Source organism: Pseudomonas sp. IT-P100 (genome assembly GCF_949767185.1).
Classification (GTDB): Bacteria; Pseudomonadota; Gammaproteobacteria; order Pseudomonadales; family Pseudomonadaceae; genus Aquipseudomonas; species Aquipseudomonas fluorescens_B.
The window spans coordinates 131,871-153,083 of record NZ_CATKQK010000001.1 but is presented as its reverse complement, the minus strand read 5'-3'; the positions used below and the strand labels follow the sequence as shown (position 1 = coordinate 153,083).

At 59.0% G+C, this 21,213-nt stretch carries 21 protein-coding genes and 1 tRNA gene; 9 read left to right on the top strand and 13 right to left on the bottom strand.

Translation table 11 applies throughout. The features are described from left to right. Positions 1–130: 130 nt before the first annotated feature. From arcC to ACM6IQ_RS00630, 9 genes are all read left to right on the top strand, one after another. On the top strand, positions 131–1,060 hold the full coding sequence (gene arcC, locus ACM6IQ_RS00670; protein ID WP_414877876.1) for a carbamate kinase: 930 nt from the start codon (positions 131–133) through the stop codon (positions 1,058–1,060). Positions 1,061–1,072: 12 nt separating this feature from the next. Next, positions 1,073–1,435, top strand: a complete 363-nt coding sequence (locus ACM6IQ_RS00665) for a DUF5064 family protein (RefSeq protein ID WP_017340454.1) — start codon at positions 1,073–1,075, stop codon at positions 1,433–1,435. Between the two features lie 242 nt (positions 1,436–1,677). Beyond that, positions 1,678–3,186: a sigma-54-dependent transcriptional regulator gene (locus tag ACM6IQ_RS00660; RefSeq protein WP_017340455.1), complete on the top strand. Its 1,509-nt coding sequence runs from the start codon at positions 1,678–1,680 to the stop codon at positions 3,184–3,186. Between the two features lie 440 nt (positions 3,187–3,626). After that, entirely contained in the window at positions 3,627–4,010 is a 384-nt protein-coding gene (gene gcvH / locus ACM6IQ_RS00655) for a glycine cleavage system protein GcvH (RefSeq protein WP_007949423.1), read from the top strand. An 11-nt stretch (positions 4,011–4,021) separates the two neighbouring features. Continuing rightward, positions 4,022–6,874: an aminomethyl-transferring glycine dehydrogenase gene (gcvP, locus tag ACM6IQ_RS00650; RefSeq protein WP_414877875.1), complete on the top strand. Its 2,853-nt coding sequence runs from the start codon at positions 4,022–4,024 to the stop codon at positions 6,872–6,874. Positions 6,875–7,076: 202 nt separating this feature from the next. Beyond that, positions 7,077–8,453 carry an L-serine ammonia-lyase gene (locus ACM6IQ_RS00645; RefSeq protein ID WP_017340457.1) on the top strand — a complete coding sequence of 459 codons (1,377 nt, stop codon included), beginning with the start codon at positions 7,077–7,079 and terminating at the stop codon, positions 8,451–8,453. Positions 8,454–8,495: 42 nt separating this feature from the next. Further along, the gene (gene gcvT / locus ACM6IQ_RS00640) at positions 8,496–9,620 is read left to right on the top strand and encodes a glycine cleavage system aminomethyltransferase GcvT (protein ID WP_414877874.1); all 1,125 of its coding nucleotides are present in this window, start codon (positions 8,496–8,498) and stop codon (positions 9,618–9,620) included. 404 nt (positions 9,621–10,024) lie between these two features. Beyond that, the gene (locus ACM6IQ_RS00635; protein ID WP_007977299.1) at positions 10,025–10,237 is read left to right on the top strand and encodes a cold-shock protein; all 213 of its coding nucleotides are present in this window, start codon (positions 10,025–10,027) and stop codon (positions 10,235–10,237) included. 96 nt (positions 10,238–10,333) lie between these two features. Then, positions 10,334–10,822, top strand: coding sequence for an RDD family protein (locus ACM6IQ_RS00630; RefSeq protein ID WP_414877873.1), 489 nt, complete (start codon positions 10,334–10,336; stop codon positions 10,820–10,822). A 95-nt stretch (positions 10,823–10,917) separates the two neighbouring features. Here ACM6IQ_RS00630 and nadA read toward each other — a convergent pair whose 3' ends face one another. From nadA to ruvA, 13 genes are all read right to left on the bottom strand, one after another. Beyond that, positions 10,918–11,976, bottom strand: a complete 1,059-nt coding sequence (gene nadA / locus ACM6IQ_RS00625; protein WP_017340460.1) for a quinolinate synthase NadA — start codon at positions 11,974–11,976, stop codon at positions 10,918–10,920. A gap of 273 nt (positions 11,977–12,249) precedes the next feature. Further along, positions 12,250–12,325 (bottom strand) — tRNA-Lys (locus ACM6IQ_RS00620). A gap of 63 nt (positions 12,326–12,388) precedes the next feature. Beyond that, positions 12,389–13,081 carry a 7-cyano-7-deazaguanine synthase QueC gene (gene queC, locus ACM6IQ_RS00615; RefSeq protein ID WP_017340461.1) on the bottom strand — a complete coding sequence of 231 codons (693 nt, stop codon included), beginning with the start codon at positions 13,079–13,081 and terminating at the stop codon, positions 12,389–12,391. Between the two features lies 1 nt (position 13,082). Beyond that, entirely contained in the window at positions 13,083–13,730 is a 648-nt protein-coding gene (queE, locus tag ACM6IQ_RS00610; protein WP_414877872.1) for a 7-carboxy-7-deazaguanine synthase QueE, read from the bottom strand. A 166-nt stretch (positions 13,731–13,896) separates the two neighbouring features. Beyond that, entirely contained in the window at positions 13,897–14,736 is an 840-nt protein-coding gene (gene ybgF, locus ACM6IQ_RS00605; protein ID WP_017340463.1) for a tol-pal system protein YbgF, read from the bottom strand. A gap of 6 nt (positions 14,737–14,742) precedes the next feature. Further along, complete coding sequence (gene pal, locus ACM6IQ_RS00600; protein ID WP_003178634.1) at positions 14,743–15,240, bottom strand: peptidoglycan-associated lipoprotein Pal; 498 nt, start codon at positions 15,238–15,240, stop codon at positions 14,743–14,745. Between the two features lie 52 nt (positions 15,241–15,292). Further along, positions 15,293–16,573, bottom strand: coding sequence for a Tol-Pal system beta propeller repeat protein TolB (tolB, locus tag ACM6IQ_RS00595; RefSeq protein ID WP_191623732.1), 1,281 nt, complete (start codon positions 16,571–16,573; stop codon positions 15,293–15,295). Positions 16,574–16,590: 17 nt separating this feature from the next. After that, on the bottom strand, positions 16,591–17,670 hold the full coding sequence (gene tolA / locus ACM6IQ_RS00590; RefSeq protein ID WP_017340465.1) for a cell envelope integrity protein TolA: 1,080 nt from the start codon (positions 17,668–17,670) through the stop codon (positions 16,591–16,593). Beyond that, on the bottom strand, positions 17,670–18,122 hold the full coding sequence (tolR, locus tag ACM6IQ_RS00585) for a protein TolR (RefSeq protein WP_162491085.1): 453 nt from the start codon (positions 18,120–18,122) through the stop codon (positions 17,670–17,672). Before tolR ends, tolA begins: the two co-directional genes overlap by 1 nt. 23 nt (positions 18,123–18,145) lie before the next feature. Next, the gene (tolQ, locus tag ACM6IQ_RS00580) at positions 18,146–18,841 is read right to left on the bottom strand and encodes a protein TolQ (RefSeq protein WP_017340467.1); all 696 of its coding nucleotides are present in this window, start codon (positions 18,839–18,841) and stop codon (positions 18,146–18,148) included. Continuing rightward, positions 18,831–19,298: a tol-pal system-associated acyl-CoA thioesterase gene (ybgC, locus tag ACM6IQ_RS00575; protein ID WP_017340468.1), complete on the bottom strand. Its 468-nt coding sequence runs from the start codon at positions 19,296–19,298 to the stop codon at positions 18,831–18,833. Before ybgC ends, tolQ begins: the two co-directional genes overlap by 11 nt. Positions 19,299–19,425: 127 nt before the next feature. Further along, positions 19,426–20,487, bottom strand: coding sequence for a Holliday junction branch migration DNA helicase RuvB (gene ruvB, locus ACM6IQ_RS00570; RefSeq protein ID WP_017340469.1), 1,062 nt, complete (start codon positions 20,485–20,487; stop codon positions 19,426–19,428). Then, the gene (gene ruvA / locus ACM6IQ_RS00565) at positions 20,488–21,105 is read right to left on the bottom strand and encodes a Holliday junction branch migration protein RuvA (protein WP_017340470.1); all 618 of its coding nucleotides are present in this window, start codon (positions 21,103–21,105) and stop codon (positions 20,488–20,490) included. Between the last annotated feature and the right edge of the window lie 108 nt (positions 21,106–21,213).

The window sequence follows — 21,213 nt, the reverse complement described above, 5'->3', positions numbered from 1 at the left end:
CTGCTCGCGAAAGTGGAGTAACAGTCAACGTCTCTGTTGAGTGTTAAATAGTCATCGCGAGCACGCTCACTCCCACACTGATCGGGTTTCACCAGGGAGACCGAGTCACCTCATTTAGAAGGACTGCATTATGCGTATCGTCGTTGCCCTGGGCGGTAACGCCCTGCTCCGCCGTGGTGAGCCCATGACCGCGGACAATCAGCGCGCCAACATCCGCGTCGCCACCGAACAGATCGCCAAGATTCATGCCGGCAATGAACTGGTCATCGCCCACGGCAATGGCCCGCAAGTCGGCCTGCTGTCGCTGCAAGCGGCGGCCTACACCTCGGTTTCGCCGTACCCGCTGGACGTGCTCGGTGCCGAAACCGAAGGCATGATCGGCTACATCATCGAACAGGAACTGGGCAACCTGCTGGACTTCGAAGTGCCCTTCGCCACCCTCCTGACCCAGGTCGAAGTCGACGCCAATGACCCGGCCTTCCAGAACCCGACCAAACCCATCGGCCCGGTCTACGCCAAGGCCGAAGCGGAAAAACTCGCCGCCGAAAAAGGTTGGGCGATTGCCCCGGACGGCGACAAATACCGTCGTGTGGTGGCCAGCCCGAGACCGAAACGAATCTTCGAAATCCGCCCGATCAAATGGTTGCTGGAAAAAGGCAGCATCGTGATCTGCGCGGGCGGTGGCGGCATCCCGACGATGTACGGCGCCAGCGGCAAACTGCAAGGTGTGGAAGCAGTGATCGACAAAGATCTGTGCTCGGCGCTGCTGGCCGAACAGTTGGAAAGCGATCTGCTGGTGATCGCCACCGACGTCAACGCCGCCTGCATCGACTTCGGCAAACCGACCCAGAAAGCCATTGCCCAGGCCCACCCCGACGAAATGGAAAAACTCGGCTTCGCCGCCGGCTCCATGGGACCGAAGGTGCAGGCCGCCTGCGAGTTCGCCCGCCATACTGGAAAAACCGCGGTGATCGGTTCACTCTCGGACATCGAAGCGATCGTCCAGGGCAAGGCCGGCACGCGCATCAGCACGGCGACACCTGGCATTACTTATTTATAAGGAGAAACGTCAATGGCAACGTTCGCCCCCGGTCACTTGCACATCGAGCGCCACGCGCTGACCTCGGATGATGTCAGCTACAACCTGCACTTCGACTATGAGGTCAGCAATAACGACAAAGGGGAAAAAGGCATCCAGTTCACCATGCATGGCAGCATTCTGGGAAAGGATATGAGCGAAACCTTCTTTCTTCCCAAGGTTGAGGCCTACAACTTCGCCAACAACATAACGAATATCGCCGAGAAGTACGGTATTCCAAGGACCCACAGCCAAATCGGCTCGGCTCACAAAAATTACGACCAGGTGTTTGAAGACATTCGGAAGAAGCTGGATATGAAATCCGGCGACCCGGTAGACCTCAAAAACTTTGAGTAGCCTGCGTCCCCTTGTGGGAGCGGGCCTGCTCGCGATGACGGACTTTCATTCGCTATGGATGCCGACTGAAAGACTGCGACCCCACGACCTGTAGGAGCGAGGCTTGCCCGCGAAGCTTTTAGCCGTCTTGATGGCCTCTTCGCGGGCAAGCCTCGCTCCTGCAGGTTGAACACGTGCATTTCACCTGAGACCCGCCCCAAGGCATACTTGCCCCCTCCGCTTGCCAGATTGAAAACCGCCCCATGCGTATCCACGTCAGCTTCATCGACCGCGTCGGCATTACCCAGGAAGTCCTGGCCCTGCTCGGTGGGCGCAATCTCAATCTGGATGCGGTGGAAATGGTCCCGCCCAACGTTTACATCGATGCCCCGACCCTGAGCCCGGAAGTCCTCGAAGAGCTGCGCGATGCGTTGCTCAGCGTGCGCGGCGTGCAAGCGATGACGGTGGTCGACATCCTTCCGGGGCAACGGCGGCACTTGCAGCTCGATGCGCTGCTCGCCGCCATGACCGACCCGGTGCTGGCCCTGGACAGTGACGGCAAAGTGCTGCTGGCCAACCCGGCGCTGATCGCGTTGTATGGTCGCGAACCGGCCGGTGAAAGCATCGCGGATCTGTTTGCCGATCCCGCCCTGCTCGATACCCTGCTGGAACAAGGCTTTCGCCTGCCGCTGCGCGAGATCACCGTCAACGGCCAGACCCTGCTGCTGGACGCGACACCGATCACCGATGCCGGCGCGTTGCTGACGCTGTATCAACCGAATCGCATCGGCGAACGCCTCTCGGCGCTGCACCACGACCATGCCGAAGGGTTTGACGCGCTGCTGGGCGAATCCCCGGCCATTCGCACCCTCAAGGCCCGTGCCCAACGCGTGGCAGCCCTTGATGCGCCGCTGTTGATCCAGGGCGAAACCGGCACCGGCAAAGAACTCGTCGCCCGCGCCTGTCACGCCATCAGTGCGCGGCACAGTTCACCCTTCCTGGCGCTGAACTGCGCGGCATTGCCGGAGAACCTCGCCGAAAGCGAACTGTTCGGCTACGCCCCCGGCGCTTTTACCGGTGCGCAACGGGGCGGTAAACCGGGACTGATGGAACTGGCGAACCAGGGCACGGTATTTCTCGATGAAATCGGCGAAATGTCACCGTACCTGCAGGCGAAACTGCTGCGGTTTTTGAACGACGGCAGCTTCCGCCGCGTGGGCGGCGATCGTGAGGTGAAGGTCAACGTGCGGATCCTCAGCGCCACGCACCGTGACCTGGAAAAAATGGTCAGCGAAGGCACGTTCCGCGAAGACTTGTTCTATCGCCTCAACGTCCTGAATGTCGAAGTCCCGCCGCTGCGCGAGCGTGGCCAGGACATCCTGCTGCTGGCCCGTTATTTCATGCAGCAGGCCTGTGCGCAAATCCAGCGACCGGTGTGTCGTCTGGCGCCGGGGACTTATCCTGCACTGCTGGGTAACCGCTGGCCAGGCAACGTGCGGCAATTGCAGAACGTGATCTTCCGCGCTGCCGCGATTTGTGAGAGCAGCCTGGTGGACATCGGCGACCTCGACATTGCCGGCACCTCCGTGGCGCGCCAGAGCGACAGCGAAGTCGACAGCCTGGAGCAGGCAATGGAAGAGTTCGAAAAGACCCTGCTCGAAAAGCTCTACGTCAGCTACCCCTCGACCCGGCAACTGGCCAGCCGCCTGCAAACTTCCCACACCGCGATTGCTCATCGGTTGCGCAAGTACGGCATTCCAAACAAACCCTGAAGTCCCCAAAACACCGCAGCCCCCCTGTGGGAGCCAGCCTGCTGGCGATTGCGGTGTAACAGGCAAAAAGGTGTCGACTGTCATGGCCTCATCGCCAGCAGGCTGGCTCCCACAGGTTTTCTGTTGTCACAGAAAATCCCTCTCCAAATACGACCTCCACCTGTACTGAAAGCGCTACAGCGGAACGATATCGATACAGCTCTTCCTAATCAGCGCTGTACAAGGCTTTGATCCCATTACGCTTTTTTCTTCGCTTCCGAGTGTAGCGATTTCGCTACAGTCATTCCATTCGCTCGCACTTCATAAATACTCAAGACACTGATTTATAAGGATTTATTAACATTGGCCGCGATTTTGCTAAGTAACCACCCATAAAGAAGGGCTTTTGCCCAAGCATTCAATCGCGTCCACCAGACGAGTCTGGCCCCCTAGGAGTTTCCATGAGCGAGTTGCGTTTTACTGAAGATCACGAATGGCTGCGCACCGAAGCTGACGGCACTGTCACCGTCGGCATCACCGCTTTCGCGCAGAATGCCCTGGGCGACGTGGTTTTCGTACAACTGCCTGAGCTGCAGTCCTACGACAAAGGCGCAGAAGCCGCCACCGTGGAATCGGTAAAAGCCGCCAGCGGCGTGTACATGCCACTGGACGGTGAAGTGTTGGAAGTGAACCCGGCGCTGGACAGCAGCCCTGAACTGGTCAACGAAGATCCGCTGGGCGAAGGCTGGTTCTTCCGCTTCCAGCCAACCGACGCCTCGGCAGTTGCCAAACTGCTGGATCAGGACGCCTACGACCGTCTGATCAAAGCCAACGCCGAAGCCTGAGGAGCGCTGACATGACTCAAGTAAACCTTACGACCGCCAACGAATTCATCGCGCGCCACATCGGCCCGCGTTCCGGCGATGAGCAAGCCATGCTCAACAGCCTCGGCTTCGATTCGCTGGAAGCCCTGAGCGCCAGCGTCATTCCGGAAAGCATCAAAGGCACCAGCGTCCTCGGCATGGACGACGGCCTGAGCGAAGCCGACGCCCTGGCGTTGATCAAAGGCATCGCCGCCAAAAACCAACTGTTCAAGACTTACATCGGCCAGGGCTACTACGGCACGCACACGCCGTCGCCGATCCTGCGCAACCTGCTGGAAAACCCGGCCTGGTACACCGCGTACACCCCGTACCAGCCAGAAATCTCCCAGGGCCGTCTCGAAGCGCTGCTGAACTTCCAGACCCTGATCAGCGACCTGACCGGCCTGCCGATCGCCAACGCCTCGCTGCTGGATGAAGCCACCGCCGCTGCCGAAGCCATGACCTTCTGCAAACGCCTGAGCAAGAACAAAGGCAGCCACGCGTTCTTCGCATCGGTTCATTGCCACCCGCAAACCCTCGACGTGCTGCGCACCCGTGCCGAGCCGCTGGGCATCGACGTCGTCGTCGGCGACGAGCTTGAACTGGCAGACGTAACGCCGTTCTTCGGCGCGCTGCTGCAATACCCGGCGAGCAACGGTGACGTGTTTGATTACCGTGAACTGACCGAACGCTTCCACGCCGCCAATGCTCTGGTAGCGGTGGCTGCTGACCTGCTGGCCCTGACCGTGTTGACCCCACCGGGCGAATTCGGCGCTGACGTGGCCATCGGCAGCGCACAACGCTTCGGCGTGCCGCTGGGCTTCGGTGGCCCGCACGCCGCTTACTTCTCCACCAAGGATGCGTTCAAGCGTGACATGCCGGGCCGTCTGGTCGGTGTCTCCGTGGACCGTTTCGGCAAGCCGGCCCTGCGTCTGGCGATGCAGACCCGCGAGCAACATATCCGCCGCGAGAAGGCCACCTCGAACATCTGCACCGCCCAAGTCCTGCTGGCCAACATCGCCAGCATGTACGCCGTGTATCACGGCCCGAAAGGCCTGACGCAGATTGCCAACCGCATTCATCACCTGACCGCGATCCTCGCCAAAGGCTTGGGCGCACTGGGCCTGACCGTCGAACAAGCCAGCTTCTTCGACACCCTGACCCTGAACACCGGCGCCAACACCGCCAAACTGCACGACAAGGCACGTGCGCAGCAGATCAACCTGCGCGTAGTCGATGGCGAGCGTCTGGGCCTGTCCCTCGACGAGACCACTTCGCAAGCTGACGTCGAAACATTGTGGGCCTTGTTCGCCGACGGCAAGGCACTGCCGGAATTCACCGCCCTCGCCGCTTCTGTAGTCAGCACCCTCCCGGCCGCTCTGGTTCGCCAATCGCCAATCCTCAGCCACCCGGTGTTCAACCGTTATCACTCGGAAACCGAGCTGATGCGCTACCTGCGCAAGCTCGCCGACAAGGACCTGGCCCTGGATCGCACCATGATCCCGCTGGGTTCGTGCACCATGAAACTCAACGCCGCCAGCGAAATGATCCCGGTGACCTGGGCTGAGTTCGGTGCCCTGCACCCGTTCGCCCCGGCCGAGCAAAGTGCCGGTTACCAGCAACTGACCGATGAACTGGAAGCGATGCTCTGCGCCGCCACCGGTTACGACTCGATCTCCCTGCAACCGAACGCCGGTTCGCAAGGTGAGTACGCCGGTCTGCTGGCGATTCGCGCCTACCACCAGAGCCGTGGCGAAGACCGCCGCGACATCTGCCTGATCCCGTCGTCCGCCCACGGCACCAACCCGGCCACCGCCAACATGGCTGGCATGCGTGTGGTCGTGACCGCGTGCGATGCCCGCGGCAACGTCGACATCGAAGACCTGCGCGCCAAGGCCATCGAGCACCGCGAACACCTCGCCGCGCTGATGATCACCTACCCGTCGACCCACGGCGTGTTCGAAGAAGGCATCCGCGAAATCTGCGGCATCATTCATGACAACGGCGGCCAGGTGTACATCGACGGCGCCAACATGAACGCGATGGTCGGCCTCTGCGCACCGGGCAAGTTCGGCGGCGACGTGTCCCACCTGAACCTGCACAAAACCTTCTGCATCCCTCACGGCGGTGGCGGGCCAGGCGTTGGCCCGATCGGCGTCAAGTCGCACCTGACGCCGTTCCTGCCGGGCCACGCCCAGATGGAGCGCAAGGAAGGCGCGGTCTGCGCGGCACCGTTCGGCAGCGCGAGCATTTTGCCGATCACCTGGATGTACATTCGGATGATGGGCGGCGCGGGTCTCAAGCGCGCTTCGCAACTGGCGATCCTGAATGCCAACTACATTTCCCGTCGCCTCGAAGAGCACTACCCTGTGCTGTACACCGGCAGCAACGGCCTGGTGGCGCACGAATGCATCCTCGACCTGCGTCCGCTGAAAGACAGCAGCGGCATCAGCGTCGATGACGTCGCCAAGCGTCTGATCGACTTCGGCTTCCACGCCCCGACCATGTCGTTCCCGGTGGCTGGCACACTGATGATCGAGCCGACCGAAAGCGAATCCAAGGAAGAACTGGACCGCTTCTGCGACGCCATGATCCGCATCCGCGAAGAAATCCGCGCAGTGGAAAATGGCACGCTGGACAAGGATGACAACCCGCTGAAAAACGCTCCGCACACCGCGGCGGAAATCGTTGGCGAGTGGACGCACCCGTACAGCCGCGAGCAAGCGGTGTATCCGGTCGCATCGCTGATCGAAGGCAAGTACTGGCCGCCGGTCGGTCGCGTCGACAACGTCTTCGGCGATCGCAACCTGGTTTGCGCTTGCCCGTCGATCGAAAGCTACGCTTAAACGAATAAGGGGGCGGGTTCGCTCGCCCCCACCTTCGAGAACACTGCAAGACTCTGTGGAAGCTGGCCTGCCAGCGATAGCGGTGGGTCAGTCGACATTTCCGCTGTCTGACACTCCGTTATCGCTGGCAGGCCAGCTCCCACAGAATCGTGCCTAGCCTGAAATTCCGTGAATTCCTATAACAAGAAACCGGAGAACAACCATGTCGTTAAGCGTGTTCGACCTGTTCAAGATTGGCATCGGCCCCTCCAGCTCCCACACCGTCGGCCCGATGCGCGCCGCTGCGCGTTTCGCCGAAGGTCTGCGCCGTGAAGGGCTGCTGACTGCCACCACCTGCGTCAAAGTCGAGCTCTACGGCTCGCTCGGCGCTACCGGCAAAGGACACGGAAGCGACAAGGCTGTGTTGCTGGGCCTGGAAGGTGAACACCCGGACACCGTGAACACCGAAACCGTCGCCGCCCGTCTGCAAGAGATTCGCGGCAACGGTCGCTTGAACCTGCTCGGCGAACACAGCATTGCGTTCAACGAGAAAGAACACCTGGCGATGATCCGTAAACCATTGCCCTATCACCCCAACGGCATGATCTTTCGCGCCTTCGACACAGCGGGCCTGCAGATCCGCAGCCGCGAGTACTACTCGGTTGGCGGCGGTTTCGTGGTCGATGAAGACGCCGCCGGCGCCGACCGCATCGTCGAAGACGCCACGCCGCTGACCTTCCCGTTCAAAAGCGCCAAGGACCTGCTCGGTCATTGCACCACCTATGGCTTGTCGATCAGCCAGGTGATGCTGACCAACGAAAGCGCCTGGCGTCCGGAGGCGGAAACCCGCGCCGGCCTGCTGAAAATCTGGCAAGTGATGCAGGATTGCGTCGACGCCGGTTGCAGGAACGAAGGCATCCTGCCGGGCGGTTTGAAGGTTAAACGTCGAGCGGCAGCGCTGCATCGGCAACTGTGCAAGAACCCGGAATCGTCGTTGCGCGATCCACTGTCGGTGCTGGACTGGGTCAACCTCTACGCCCTGGCGGTCAACGAAGAAAACGCCAACGGCGGGCGCGTGGTCACCGCGCCCACCAACGGCGCAGCGGGTATCGTCCCGGCGGTTTTGCATTACTACATGCGCTTCATCCCCGGCGCCAACGAAGATGGCGTCGTCCGTTTTCTGCTGACGGCCGCGGCCATCGGCATTCTCTACAAAGAGAACGCCTCGATCTCCGGCGCCGAAGTCGGCTGTCAGGGTGAAGTCGGCGTGGCCTGTTCGATGGCCGCCGGCGCCTTGTGCGAAGTGCTTGGTGGCACCGTGCAACAAGTGGAAAACGCCGCCGAAATCGGCATGGAACACAACCTCGGCCTGACCTGCGATCCAATTGGCGGGCTGGTACAAGTGCCTTGCATCGAGCGCAACGCCATGGGTTCGGTGAAGGCGATCAATGCGGTGCGCATGGCCCTGCGCGGCGACGGTCAACATTTCGTCTCCCTCGACAAAGTCATCCGCACCATGCGCCAGACCGGCGCCGACATGAAAAGCAAATACAAGGAAACCGCCCGTGGCGGTTTGGCGGTCAACATTATCGAGTGCTGATGCGCGCTCATTCGCATCTGCACACATTTTCAGGAGCTGGATATGTCCACCGAACAACTGTTGAAAACCCCGTTGCACGCACTGCACATCGAACTCGGCGCCCGCATGGTGCCGTTTGCCGGCTACGACATGCCGGTGCAATACCCGCTGGGCGTGATGAAAGAGCACCAGCACACCCGTGATCAGGCCGGGCTATTCGATGTCTCCCACATGGGTCAGATCCGCCTGACCGGCGCCAATGCCGCCAAGGCCCTGGAAACCCTGGTGCCAGTGGACATTATCGACCTGCCGGTGGGCATGCAGCGTTACGCCATGTTCACCAACGAAACCGGCGGCATCCTCGACGACCTGATGGTCGCCAACCTCGGAAACGACGAACTGTTCCTGGTGGTCAACGCCGCCTGCAAGGATCAGGACCTGGCGCATCTGCGTCAGCACATCGGTGATCAGTGCACCATCGAGCCGCTGTTCGAAGAGCGCGCCTTACTGGCGTTGCAAGGTCCGGCAGCAGTCACCGTGCTCGCACGCCTGGCGCCTGAAGTGGCGAAGATGACCTTCATGCAGTTCACCCGTGTGAAATTGCTGGGTGTGGACTGCTTTGTCAGCCGCTCCGGCTACACCGGTGAAGACGGTTTCGAAATCTCGGTGCCGGCCGCCAACGCCGAAGCCCTGGCTCGCGCTCTGCTGGCCGAACCGGAAGTCGCAGCCATCGGCCTCGGCGCCCGTGATTCACTGCGCCTGGAAGCGGGCCTGTGCCTCTATGGCCACGACATGAACACCGAGACCAGCCCAATCGAAGCCAGCCTGTTGTGGGCCATCTCCAAGCCTCGTCGTGCCGATGGCGCACGGGCTGGCGGCTTCCCTGGCGCTGAAACCGTGTTTACCCAGCAACAAGCCGGTGTCAGCCGCAAGCGCGTAGGCCTGCTGCCTCAGGAACGCACGCCCGTGCGCGAGGGTGCAGAGATCGTCAATGACGCGGGCGAGATCATCGGCACCGTGTGCAGTGGCGGGTTCGGTCCGACCTTGGGCGGCCCCTTGGCCATGGGTTACCTCGACAGCGCCTACATCGCCATCGATACACCTGTGTTCGCGATCGTTCGTGGGAAAAAGGTGCCTCTGCTTGTAAGCAAAATGCCATTTGTTCCACAACGCTACTATCGTGGCTGATTGACTGTTTCTATAAGTAACGAGGTTGCGTTAACAGTGCACTAATGTGTAACGCAACCGCCATAAAACAGTGCATTCCTTTAGCTCTAAGCTTCGTTTATGAACTTTGCTTATAACGATCGAAAACAATTGAACACCTCCTTCGCATAAGCCAGCGCTAGTTGGCGCTCGAAGGCCACCAACGCGAGCAAAACCGGGCCTTTCACAGGGCTTGTTTTTTCTCCCGTAGTTGGCGTAGAGTTTGTTCACTGTGTTTGCATGGGTCGCTTGGAATCGTGACCTGGGCAGTAGCCTACAAGTTAGCTACATCCCGTTCGACGTCTTCTTACTCTCCTGCAACCAGCACCAGTACTCTTTCATGAGAAGGAGACTGTCATTAATTTTTGCGTCAAAGGAAATAAGAAATGTCCCAACGTCAGAGCGGTACCGTCAAGTGGTTTAACGACGAGAAAGGTTTTGGTTTTATCACTCCAGAAAGCGGTCCGGATCTGTTCGTGCATTTCCGCGCTATTCAGGGCAACGGCTTCAAGAGCCTGAAAGAAGGCCAGAAAGTGACCTTCATCGCCGTGCAAGGCCAAAAAGGCATGCAGGCTGACGAAGTACAAGCAGAAGCCTAACCTTCTGTTACGAAAAAGCCCCTGATGCTGACATCAGGGGCTTTTTTGTGCGCGTAAATCCGTAAAATGGCTTCTTTTTTCGTCGAGAGCCCTGCCATGTCGAAACACTTGCTCAACCCTCAGGGCGACTTTCCCGCCGCAACCCTGGGTCGTCGCCTGGCAGCGATGTTCTATGACTTCCTGCTGTGCACCGCCCTGCTGATCGTCACCAGCGGCGTTTACAAGATGATCCAGATGGCGATCATCGGCGAAGACCAAATGCGCACCCTGACCGAAGCCGGCGCGCTGGACGGCGATCCGTTGTTGTCGACGGTGCTGTTGTTCGTGCTGTTCGGCTTCTTCGCCAAGTTCTGGACCTGGTCCGGCCAGACCCTGGGCATGCAAGTGTGGTGCATCCGCGTACAGAACGCCGACGGCTCATCCATCAGCCTGTGGCAGGCACTGCTGCGGTTTGTGGTGTCGATCGCGTCGCTGCTATGCGTTGGGCTGGGGTTCATCTGGTCACTGTTTGATAAACAGAAACGCAGCTGGCATGACATGTACTCCAACACCCAACTGGTGCGCATCCCGAAGAAAACCAAATAACGGCCACAAAAAAGATCGCAACCTGCGGCAGCGCCTACACGGTTTTTTGTTCACCTGTAGGAGCTGCCGAAGGCTGCGATCTTTTGATATTGCCTTTAAGCGTTACCGGCCAGCTTCATCCGCGCTGCTTGCGTGAAGTCGAGCATCCGCTTCAACGGCCGAATTGCCTGAGGAATCAACGCCGGATCAACAAAGATCTCGTTCGTCCCTTCTTTCAAGCTCTTCAGCACGCGCTCAAGCGTATTCATCGCCATCCACGGGCAATGTGCGCAACTGCGGCACGCCGCGCCGTTACCCGCCGTTGGCGCCTCGATGAAGACCTTGTCTGGGCACAACTGCTGCATCTTGTAGAAGATGCCACGGTCGGTGGCGACGATCAGCGTCTTGTTCGGCAGGCTTTGTGCCGCAGCAATCAGCTGACTGGTGGAACCGACGGCATCCGCCAATTCGATCACCGAGGTCGGCGATTCCGGATGCACCAGAATCGCCGCGTCCGGATACAGGGCCTTCATGTCTTCAAGCTGCTTGGACTTGAACTCTTCGTGAACGATGCAGGCACCGTCCCATAGCAACATGTCCGCGCCAGTCTTGCGCTGGATGTAGGTGCCGAGGTGTTTGTCCGGCCCCCAGATAATCGTTTCGCCGTTGTCCATCAGGCTTTCGACGATTTCCAGTGCACAGCTAGACGTCACCACCCAGTCCGCCCGGGCTTTGACTGCTGCCGAGGTATTGGCATACACCACGACGGTACGTTCCGGGTGCTGATCGCAGAACGCCGAAAACTCGTCTACCGGGCAACCCAGGTCGAGCGAACAGGTCGCTTCCAGGGTCGGCATGAGCACGCGTTTTTCAGGGTTGAGGATTTTCGCGGTTTCGCCCATGAACTTCACGCCGGCGACCACCACGGTCTTGGCCGGGTGAGCATTGCCGAAGCGGGCCATTTCCAGCGAGTCGGAGACACAGCCACCGGTTTCTTCAGCCAGGGCTTGAATAACCGGATCACAATAAAAGTGGGCAACCAGCACCGCGTCCTGAGCCTTGAGCTCGGCGGCAATGGCAGCACGGTAATAGGCCTCTTCCTCGGCTGTCAGCGGCTTGGGCTGCTTGGCGTCGAGGTGGGCTTGAACCAGAAGGCGTTCGGAAATCTGCGTCATGTTCGCAAGACCTGCAAGCGCTTACGCGCGAAAGTCGAGTATACACCCGGCTCCGGCCCCTTCAGGGGTACCGCCGGGAGAGTGGGTAATCATCAGGCACGGATAGCGTTGAAGCTGCGCAAGGCTACAGAATATCCAGTGGATGCAAAAGATGATTCTGACCTGTGTCACGCAGTGCAGCCCGAACGGCGCCGACCTTAAATCGCGGGCAAAAAAAAATCCGGAAATCCTCACTTGCGTGGGCCTTCCAGACTTTTAAAACTGCTACAAAAATGGTGGGTCGTGTGGGATTCGAACCTACGACCAATTGGTTAAAAGCCAACTGCTCTACCAACTGAGCTAACGACCCGCTGTGTGGTGGCGCGTATAATACTGATTTTTAAGGACTATTCAACACCTAATTTGAAATAAATCAAAAATAAGGTGTTGGATCGCTGATTCCGGCCGCTGCGAAGCCTTCAGCACGCAGCCTGCAGCTGTCGCATTTACCGCATGCACGGCCATTATCGTCGGCTTGATAGCAGGAAACAGTCAGCCCGTAATTGACGCCCAGCTTAACGCCCGCCTGGACGATCTGCGCCTTACTGAGGTTTTGCAGTGGCGCCTGGATACGGAAACCATTGCCCTCTACACCGGCCTTGGTCGCCAGATTGGCCATGCGCTCGAAGGACTCGATGAATTCCGGACGGCAGTCTGGGTAGCCGGAATAATCGACGGCGTTGACACCGATAAAGATGTCACGCGCACCGAGCACTTCAGCCCAACCCAACGCCAGCGACAGGAACACCGTGTTGCGCGCCGGTACATAAGTGACGGGTATGCCCTCCCCCAACTCCTCGGGGATGTCGATGCTTCTGTCGGTGAGTGCCGAGCCGCCCATACCGTTCAGATTCAGGCCGATCACCTTGTGTTCGACCACACCCAAATCCCGGGCAACACGCTCGGCGGCGTGCAATTCGGCATGCGACCGCTGGCCGTAGTCGAAACTCATGGTGTAGCAGCTGTAGCCTTCGGCCCGGGCCATGGCCACGACAGTGGCCGAATCCAGGCCGCCGGACAGCAAAATGACCGCACGTTTTTCAGTGGTGTTCAATTGTTCAGTCATATCAGCGCCCCGGCTCGTCATTCCAAAGATATTTATGCAGCTGCAATTGCAGGCGCACTGGCAGGTTGTCCGCCACCACCCAATCCGCCAGGTCCCGAGCATTCAGGTCGTGGTGGCTTGGCGAGAACAGCACTTCGCCGGCACGCCGGTCCAGACCGTACTGAATCAGCTTCGATACGGCCCAGTCGTAGTCTTCCCGCGAACAGATGACAAATTTCACCTGATCGTTGGGCGTGAGCAGCTCGATGTTCTCGTAAAGGTTGCGATGCGCTTCCTTCGAACCCGGGGTTTTCAGGTCGACAACACGACTGACCCGTGAATCTACCGCCGAGATATCCAGCGCACCACTGGTTTCCAGTGACACTTCGTAACCGGCGTCGCACAACTGCTGGAGCAATGGGATGGCGTTAGGTTGCGCCAGCGGCTCGCCGCCGGTGACACACACATAACGCGGGCGGAACCCGGCCACTTGCTCGAGGATATCGTCGAGCGTGCGGACAGTGCCGCCAGAGAACGCATAGGCGCTGTCGCAGTATTGGCAACGCAATGGGCAACCGGTCAGGCGCACAAAAACAGTGGGCAGCCCGGCAGTCCGCGTTTCACCCTGCAACGAGTAGAAAACTTCGGTGATTCTCAATGTGTCTTGCATAGTCGCCACGGGCGTAACAGCTAAACAGGCTGTCCGCCTCCGTCAGGCACTTCAAGGAACCCCGCCAATGCGCAGATCCCAAAAAGCGTGTTTCATAAAAAGGGCGTGAATTCTAACGAAAAAACCCGCGACAAGCGCGGGTTTCTTCGAAATGGGTCAAGCGGGCTTACATGCGTTGCAGATCGCGTTGGGCCAGCTGAGCGGCGGAAGTGCCCGGATATTGGGACACCACCTGCTGCAGAATGCCTTTGACCTTGTCGGGATGACCGAGGCGGCGCTCTACATCAGCCAGCTTGTACAGCGAGTCAGGCACTTTGTTGTGCTTGGGGTACAACTGCGACACCTTGGCAAAGGCTTGACCTGCACCTTGCAGATCGCCTTTTGCCAGGTTCACTTCGCCCAACCAGTACTGGGCGTTACCCGCGTACTGGCTGTTCGGGTATTTGCGCAGGAAAGCGGCAAAAGCCTGGCTGGCCTTGTCGAAATCCTTGGCCTTGATCAGGTCGAAGGCTGCATCGTAATACAGTTTTTCCTTCGCCGGATCCGCCGGCTCGCTACCCGCGGCAGGCGCTTGAGCGGCAGCCGCCCCTGCACCTGCACCCGCTGCAGCACCGGGGGCGTTCAAATTGCCACCGGAGGAAGAATTCTCAGGAGTCGCGGCTGGTGCAACGCCGGTTCCTATGCGCCGATCAAGATCCTGATATCGCTCCAGGTTTTCCTGCTTCATGCGCGCTACATCATTTTGCAGAACTTCGATGATGCCTTGTTGGCGCGAGATCTGCTCCTGCATCGATTGCAGTTGGTTGAACAGCTCGCCCTGTGCCGAGACAGGGGCCGAAACCCCTCCCCCGGCATAGGCGCCGTTCGTACCGTAACCCGCAGGCGGATAACTGCTCCCGCTATTGTTATAGCCGGAGTTGTCCTCGACCACAGGAACCGCAGCCCACACCGCAAGCGGTGCGAGGCTGAGAGCCAAAACAGTTACAGCACGACGGCACGTTCGCATGACGAATTACTTACGCAGTTCGACGCGACGGTTTTGAGCCCAGGACTGCTCGTCGTTGCCGGTAGCAACTGGACGCTCTTCGCCGTAGGAAACCAGTTCCAGCTGAGCTGGGGAAACACCTTGCAGTACCAGGTAGCGTTGAACGGCTTTCGCACGACGCTCGCCCAGTGCCATGTTGTACTCACGAGTACCACGTTCGTCGGTGTTGCCTTCCAGAACAACGCGAGCGCCGTTTGCTTTCAGGTCTTTGGCGTGAACATCCAGAGCGCGCATGGCTTCTGGCTTCAGGTCCGAGCTGTCGTATTCGAAGTAGAAGGTGGTGATTGCGCGCAGAGCAGCTTCTTCGCTCAGGGAGCCATCAACGGCACCAGTGTTAGCGCCGTAACCAGCGTTTGGATCAACAGCGCCTTCACCGGCGTTGTCGCCGCCTTTGGACGAGCAACCTACAGCTACAGCCATGGCCAGAGCCAGCGCAGCAAATTTACCAAACTTCAGCATTTCCATCGTGAAACTCCTAATGAACCCCAGTGTGTTAAGTAAAACGTGTAGCGCCGCGTCAGTTCAGGTAAGGGGACCAGGAAGGTTCTCTGACTTCGCCTTGTGCGGTAGGAAGCGGGAGCCTTACGCGTCCATTAATGGACACGAGCATCAAGACTCCCCGGCCCTGCTGGCGGGTGGCGTAGATTACCATGGTGCCGTTGGGCGCAACAGTAGGCGACTCGTCCAGAGTGCTATCAGTGAGGATTTTTACGCTTCCGCGCTGCAAATCCTGGGCCGCCACCTTGAAATTAGTGAAACCATCCTGGCGATGGATCATCACCAGGGTCTTTTCATCAGCCGAAAGCTTCGGGTTGGCGTTGTAGTTACCGATAAAGGTCACACGCTCCGCACCGCCGCCGCTAACGCTGGACTTGTAGATCTGTGGCTTGCCGCCACGGTCTGACGTGAAGTACAGGGTCGAACCATCCTTGCCCCAGAACGGTTCGGTGTTGATGCCGGGACCGTTGGTGACGCGAGTGATCTGACGCGAACCCAGGTTCATCACATAGATGTCCGGGTTACCGTCTTTCGACAGCACGAAAGCCAGGCGATTGCCATCCGGCGACCAGGCTGGTGCGCCATTCAGGCCTTCGAAGTTGGTGATCTGCTCACGGCGACCGGTGTCGATGTTCTGCATGAAAATACGTGGACGCTTCTGCTCGAACGACACATAAGCGATGCGCTTGCCATCCGGTGCGAAACGCGGCGACAGGATCGGCTCGCGCGACTGCAGCAGGGTCACGGCGCGGGCACCGTCATAATCCGAACGTTGCAGCGTGTAGCGCGTGTTCTTCTCGGAGAAACGCTCCGCAGTCACGTACAGCAGACGAGTCGAGAACGCACCTTTGATACCGGTGAGTTTTTCGAACGACTGGTCCGCAATGTAGTGCGACATGTCGCGCAGTTGATCAACGCTGCCCGACACGCTGCCGGTCAGCACTTGCTGTTCGGTGGCGACGTTGAACAGAGCATATTGAACCTGCAGGCGACCGCCCGCTGGAGCAATGCTGCCGACCATGACGTACTGGGCGCCCAGCGCCTTGAAGTCACGGTAGATGATTTCGCTGGCCTGGCTCGGCTGGCTGATCATGTTCTGCTTTGGAATCGGCGAGTAGTAACCCGAGTTGCGCAGGTCGTTACCGATGATTTCGGCCATGTCGTCCGGCAGCACGCTGCCGCCCTGGTTGCCGAACGGTACAACGGCGATCGGAGTTGCCCGATCGCTGCCGCTCGTGACCAGAATGTTTTTTTCATCTGCCGCCGCTATCCCTGCCATGCAGCAGATCACGACAAGCATTCCTCGAAGAAGGTTTCTCACAAGGCTAGATCCTCAGGTGTGAATGTCATCTTGAATGAACGATACGGGGCGAAATCGCCCGGCTTCATTCCCTGCATTTCTGTCAAACGTCCAATATTCTTCACCGCCGCTACAGCCGAAGCGTCAAACGGACCATCACCACTGGACTTGGACACAGTGACCGAAGTCACCGTACCGTCCGGCAACATGCCGATTTGCAGAACGACCGTCATGCCTTTGCGTGCCGAAGGAGGACGAGCCCAGCCTTCCGCTGCACGAGCACGAATCAAATCATCGAAACTGCCGGCGACTTCGTCACCCTGCTCATCCGCCAAGGCCTGCTGGCGCTGCGGCGTGTCGGAAAGCAAATCTGCCAGGGCCTGAGCCTTTTTCTCTTCGGCGGATTTACGTGCCGCTTCCTGCGATTTCTTCTTCGCAGCATCGGCAGCAGCTTTCTTCTTCGCGTCTTCGGCGACTTTCTTTTTCGCCTCTTCAGCTTCAGATTTCTTCTTGGCGTCTTCCGCGGCTTTCTTCTTCGCGTCTTCGACAATCTTCTTCTTGGCTTCTTCCGCGGCCGCTTTCTTGGCCTCTTCTTCAGCCGCTTTCTTGGCTTCTTCTTCAGACTTCTTCTTGGCTATATCAGCCAATTGTTTCTCTTCGGCCTTTTTGGCTTCCGCGGTCTTCTTCGCTTCATCGGCTTTTTTGGCTTCGTCAGCCTTTTTAGCCTCTTCCGCTTTCTTGGTCTCGTCGGCTTTCTTGGATTCTTCGGCTTTTTGAGCCGCGTCTTCCTTCTTTTGTTCCGCGGCTTTGATCGCTTCCTGCTCGATCAACTTCTGCTCCATCTGTTCGACTTCGGTCTGGCGCGCGGCGGATTTCTTCGCCTCACCCGCAATCTTCTGATTGGTCTGGGTGGTCGCCTGACTTTTCGACTTCAGCTGGTACAGGGTTGCCTGGACAATCGGCTTGGCCGGCGGGAGCTCCGGTGTGAAGGCGAAACTGACGAACAGCATGCCGAAAACCAGCACGTGTAAGACAATCGCCCAGACACTAGGCCAGAAGTAGCTTTCCGAGGCTGTTGGCTCTCGCTGTTGCTGCATCAGGGCGCCTCGGTAATCAGGCCAACGTTACCGACTCCGGCTTTCTGCAACCCGCCCATCGCCCCCATGACGGAACCGTAATCAACGGTCTTGTCGCCGCGGATGAACACTTGGGTACGCTTGCCGCCTTCAGTACCGGCGCGAATGATCTTGGTCACAGCGTCAGTCATTTGCGGCAAGGTCATTGCCTTGTCCTGCTGCTTTTGCGTGTCGACTTCGCTGCCAAGGTTCCAGTAGTAGGTCTTGTCAGCCTTGATCGAAATGGTCAGGACCTGGGTGTTGTTGTCCTGCGGCAAGGCTTCGCTGGAAACCTTGGGCAGATCAACTTTCACGCCCTGATTGAGCATCGGCGCGGTCACCATGAAGATGACCAGCAGTACCAGCATCACGTCGATGTAAGGCACCACGTTCATCTCGGCGACCGGCTTGCGCTTTTTGCGAGCTCGAGCGATTAAAGCCATTGGAAATTACCTGCTTATTCTTCGCTGGTGTGCACTTTGCGGTGCAGGATCGCCTGGAATTCATCGGCGAAGGTGTAGTAACGGCTGATCAGCGTTTCGCTGCGAGCGGCAAAACGGTTGTAAGCGATAACGGCCGGGATGGCTGCGAACAGACCGATCGCGGTGGCAATCAGCGCCTCGGCAATACCTGGAGCCACGGTGGCCAGGGTCGCTTGCTGGGCAGTCGCCAGACCACGGAAGGAGTTCATGATGCCCCAGACCGTACCGAACAGACCGATGTACGGGCTGACGGAACCGACGGTGGCAAGGAACGGCAGGCTCTGCTCGAGCTTTTCTTCTTCGCGGGAAATGGCTACGCGCATGGCACGGGCCACGCCTTCCATGACCGCTTCCGGGTCAACGCCTGGCTGCTGGCGCAGACGGGAGAATTCCTTGAAGCCGGCACGGAAGATCTGCTCTACGCCCGAATCCGGATCAGGGTTGCTGCCGGCCTGACGGTAGAGCTTGGACAGGTCGATGCCCGACCAGAAGCGCTCTTCAAAGCTCTCCAGGGCACGTCGACCCGCGCGCAGCAAGTTGCTGCGCTGAAAGATCATGATCCATGAGGTCACCGATGCGGCTACCAGGATCAGCATTACCAGTTGCACCACGATACTGGCATTGCTGACCAGGCTCCACATGGAGGAATGGTCGACGACGTTAGCTTCCACGCTTTATCTCCTGCTTTGAGTGAGTACCCGCGCCGCTCACGTCGGCAAAGGCCGCACGTAGAGCTTCGGGAATGGCCCGGGGTTTTAAACTTTCAGTGCGCACACAGGCCACCAGAAACTGCCCTTCGCAGAGCAGCACATTATCCGTGGCTCGCCTGACCTGCTGCTTGAAGCGCAGGCTGACACGGTTCAATTCGATTACTTCAGCGCTTACCAGGAGTTCGTCGTCCAGTCGCGCCGGCGCGTGATAACGCGCTTCGCTGGAATGCACGACAAACAACAGGTCCTCTCCCGCCAGCTGGGATTGGGCAAAGCCCAGCTCCCGGAGCCGCTCGGTTCGAGCCCGTTCCATAAACTTGAGGTAATTAACGTAATACACGATGCCGCCCGCATCGGTGTCCTCGTAATAAACGCGACAACGAAGTGCGAAAGGCTCAAGCCCGTTTTGCGCGCGCATACTCTAGTGCTTACTCCTCAGGTTGCCAATCCGGCCAGGCAACTGTTTTTCATTGATTCACGGCTTTCTCGCGAAAGTACGGTCCTAGGACAGCACAATGCCCGAAAATTCTGCCCGCAAATGTTAATTAATCGTCCACGGCATCAAGGAACTCGTCTACCACGGGCATCTCGCCCAATCGTGACGGAATATTTAAACCGAAATGCAGATAGGCATGCCGGGTGACCACCCGCCCCCGCGGTGTGCGCATGATGTAGCCCTGCTGGATCAGGTACGGTTCCAGCACGTCTTCGATGGTGTGGCGTTCTTCGCTGATCGCAGCAGCCAGGCTGTCGACGCCGACCGGCCCACCGTCGAACTTCTCGATCATGGTCAGCAGCAGACGTCGGTCCTGGTGGTCGAAGCCACGCTCATCGACATCCAGCAGATTCAAGGCCAGATCGGCAATCGGTTTGGTGATGTGGCCCTGGGCGCGAACTTCAGCGAAATCGCGCACCCGACGCAACAAACGGTTGGCAATCCGCGGCGTTCCACGGGCACGACGGGCGATTTCGAAGGCGCCTTCCGGGTCCAGCGGCAAGCCGAGGATGTTCGCCGAACGACTGACAATCGTCGCCAGATCAGCCGTGCTGTAAAACTCGAGGCGCTGGACGATCCCGAAGCGGTCGCGCAGCGGGTTGGTCAGCATGCCGGCGCGAGTCGTCGCCCCTACCAGCGTAAACGGCGGCAAATCCAGTTTGATCGAACGCGCAGCCGGCCCTTCGCCAATCATGATATCGAGCTGGAAATCCTCCATGGCCGGGTACAGCACTTCTTCGACAATCGGCGACAGCCGATGGATTTCGTCGATGAACAGTACGTCGTGAGGCTCAAGGTTGGTCAGCAGTGCGGCCAGGTCACCGGGACGCTCAAGGACCGGGCCCGAGGTGCTTTTGATCGACACACCCATTTCCTGGGCGATGATGTTGGCCAGGGTAGTTTTACCCAGGCCTGGCGGGCCGAAGATCAGCGTGTGGTCGAGGGATTCATTGCGTCCACGGGCAGCCTGGATGAACAGCTCCATTTGCTCGCGAACGGTCGGCTGACCAATGTATTCGGCCAGACTGACAGGACGAATCGCCCGATCCTGAACTTCCTCACGGTCGCGAGGGCCAGGCGTGGCGGCTATCAGACGATCAGCTTCAATCACTTAGATCATTCCCTTAAGGGCACGACGAATCATGTCTTCACTGCTCAAACCTTTCTCCTTGATCGCGGAAATCGCCTTGCTGGCTTCCTGCGGCTTGTAGCCCAGGGAGATCAGCGCGCTGACCGCGTCATTTTCGGCGGTAGCAACCGGATGCGGCGCATCTGGCCCGCCCGGCTGATTGGGCACCAACGCGAACATCGCCGGTACGGTTTCCCAGGCTTTGAAGCGATCCTTGAGTTCCACCAGCAGACGCTCGGCCGTCTTCTTGCCCACGCCCGGCACCTTGGTCAGCGCCGAGGTGTCCTGGGATTGCACGCAACGTACCAGTTCGTCGACTTCCAGGCTCGACATCAAGGCCAGCGCCAGTTTCGGCCCCACACCATTGAGACGGATCAACTCGCGAAAAAAGTCTCGCTCACGCTTGCTGGCGAAGCCATAGAGTAACTGCGCGTCTTCGCGTACGACCAAATGGGTGTGCAGCGTCAGCGGTTCACCGACCGACGGCAAGCGATACAGCGTAGTCATGGGCACTTCAAGCTCATACCCCAGACCGTTTACATCCAGAATCAGGTGCGGCGGCTGTTTCTCAGCCAGTGTGCCGCGCAAGCGTCCAATCACGTTTCAGATCCTTGAGCGTTGGCCAGACCGGTGCTGGCGACTGACAGAACAAGGGTTTTGCGCCGACAACACAGGCGCAAAACCCTCATTCCGTAAAAATGACTGCTG

Excerpts from the sequence above, each read along its gene's own strand:
- arcC (WP_414877876.1), top strand. The coding sequence starts at position 131 with ATGCGTATCGTCGTTGCCCTGGGCGGTAACGCCCTGCTCCGCCGTGGT.
- ACM6IQ_RS00665 (WP_017340454.1), top strand. The coding sequence starts at position 1,073 with ATGGCAACGTTCGCCCCCGGTCACTTGCACATCGAGCGCCACGCGCTG.
- ACM6IQ_RS00660 (WP_017340455.1), top strand. The coding sequence starts at position 1,678 with ATGCGTATCCACGTCAGCTTCATCGACCGCGTCGGCATTACCCAGGAA.
- gcvH (WP_007949423.1), top strand. The coding sequence starts at position 3,627 with ATGAGCGAGTTGCGTTTTACTGAAGATCACGAATGGCTGCGCACCGAA.
- gcvP (WP_414877875.1), top strand. The coding sequence starts at position 4,022 with ATGACTCAAGTAAACCTTACGACCGCCAACGAATTCATCGCGCGCCAC.
- ACM6IQ_RS00645 (WP_017340457.1), top strand. The coding sequence starts at position 7,077 with ATGTCGTTAAGCGTGTTCGACCTGTTCAAGATTGGCATCGGCCCCTCC.
- gcvT (WP_414877874.1), top strand. The coding sequence starts at position 8,496 with ATGTCCACCGAACAACTGTTGAAAACCCCGTTGCACGCACTGCACATC.
- ACM6IQ_RS00635 (WP_007977299.1), top strand. The coding sequence starts at position 10,025 with ATGTCCCAACGTCAGAGCGGTACCGTCAAGTGGTTTAACGACGAGAAA.
- ACM6IQ_RS00630 (WP_414877873.1), top strand. The coding sequence starts at position 10,334 with ATGTCGAAACACTTGCTCAACCCTCAGGGCGACTTTCCCGCCGCAACC.
- nadA (WP_017340460.1), bottom strand. The coding sequence starts at position 11,976 with ATGACGCAGATTTCCGAACGCCTTCTGGTTCAAGCCCACCTCGACGCC.
- queC (WP_017340461.1), bottom strand. The coding sequence starts at position 13,081 with ATGACTGAACAATTGAACACCACTGAAAAACGTGCGGTCATTTTGCTG.
- queE (WP_414877872.1), bottom strand. The coding sequence starts at position 13,730 with ATGCAAGACACATTGAGAATCACCGAAGTTTTCTACTCGTTGCAGGGT.
- ybgF (WP_017340463.1), bottom strand. The coding sequence starts at position 14,736 with ATGCGAACGTGCCGTCGTGCTGTAACTGTTTTGGCTCTCAGCCTCGCA.
- pal (WP_003178634.1), bottom strand. The coding sequence starts at position 15,240 with ATGGAAATGCTGAAGTTTGGTAAATTTGCTGCGCTGGCTCTGGCCATG.
- tolB (WP_191623732.1), bottom strand. The coding sequence starts at position 16,573 with ATGCTTGTCGTGATCTGCTGCATGGCAGGGATAGCGGCGGCAGATGAA.
- tolA (WP_017340465.1), bottom strand. The coding sequence starts at position 17,670 with ATGCAGCAACAGCGAGAGCCAACAGCCTCGGAAAGCTACTTCTGGCCT.
- ybgC (WP_017340468.1), bottom strand. The coding sequence starts at position 19,298 with ATGCGCGCGCAAAACGGGCTTGAGCCTTTCGCACTTCGTTGTCGCGTT.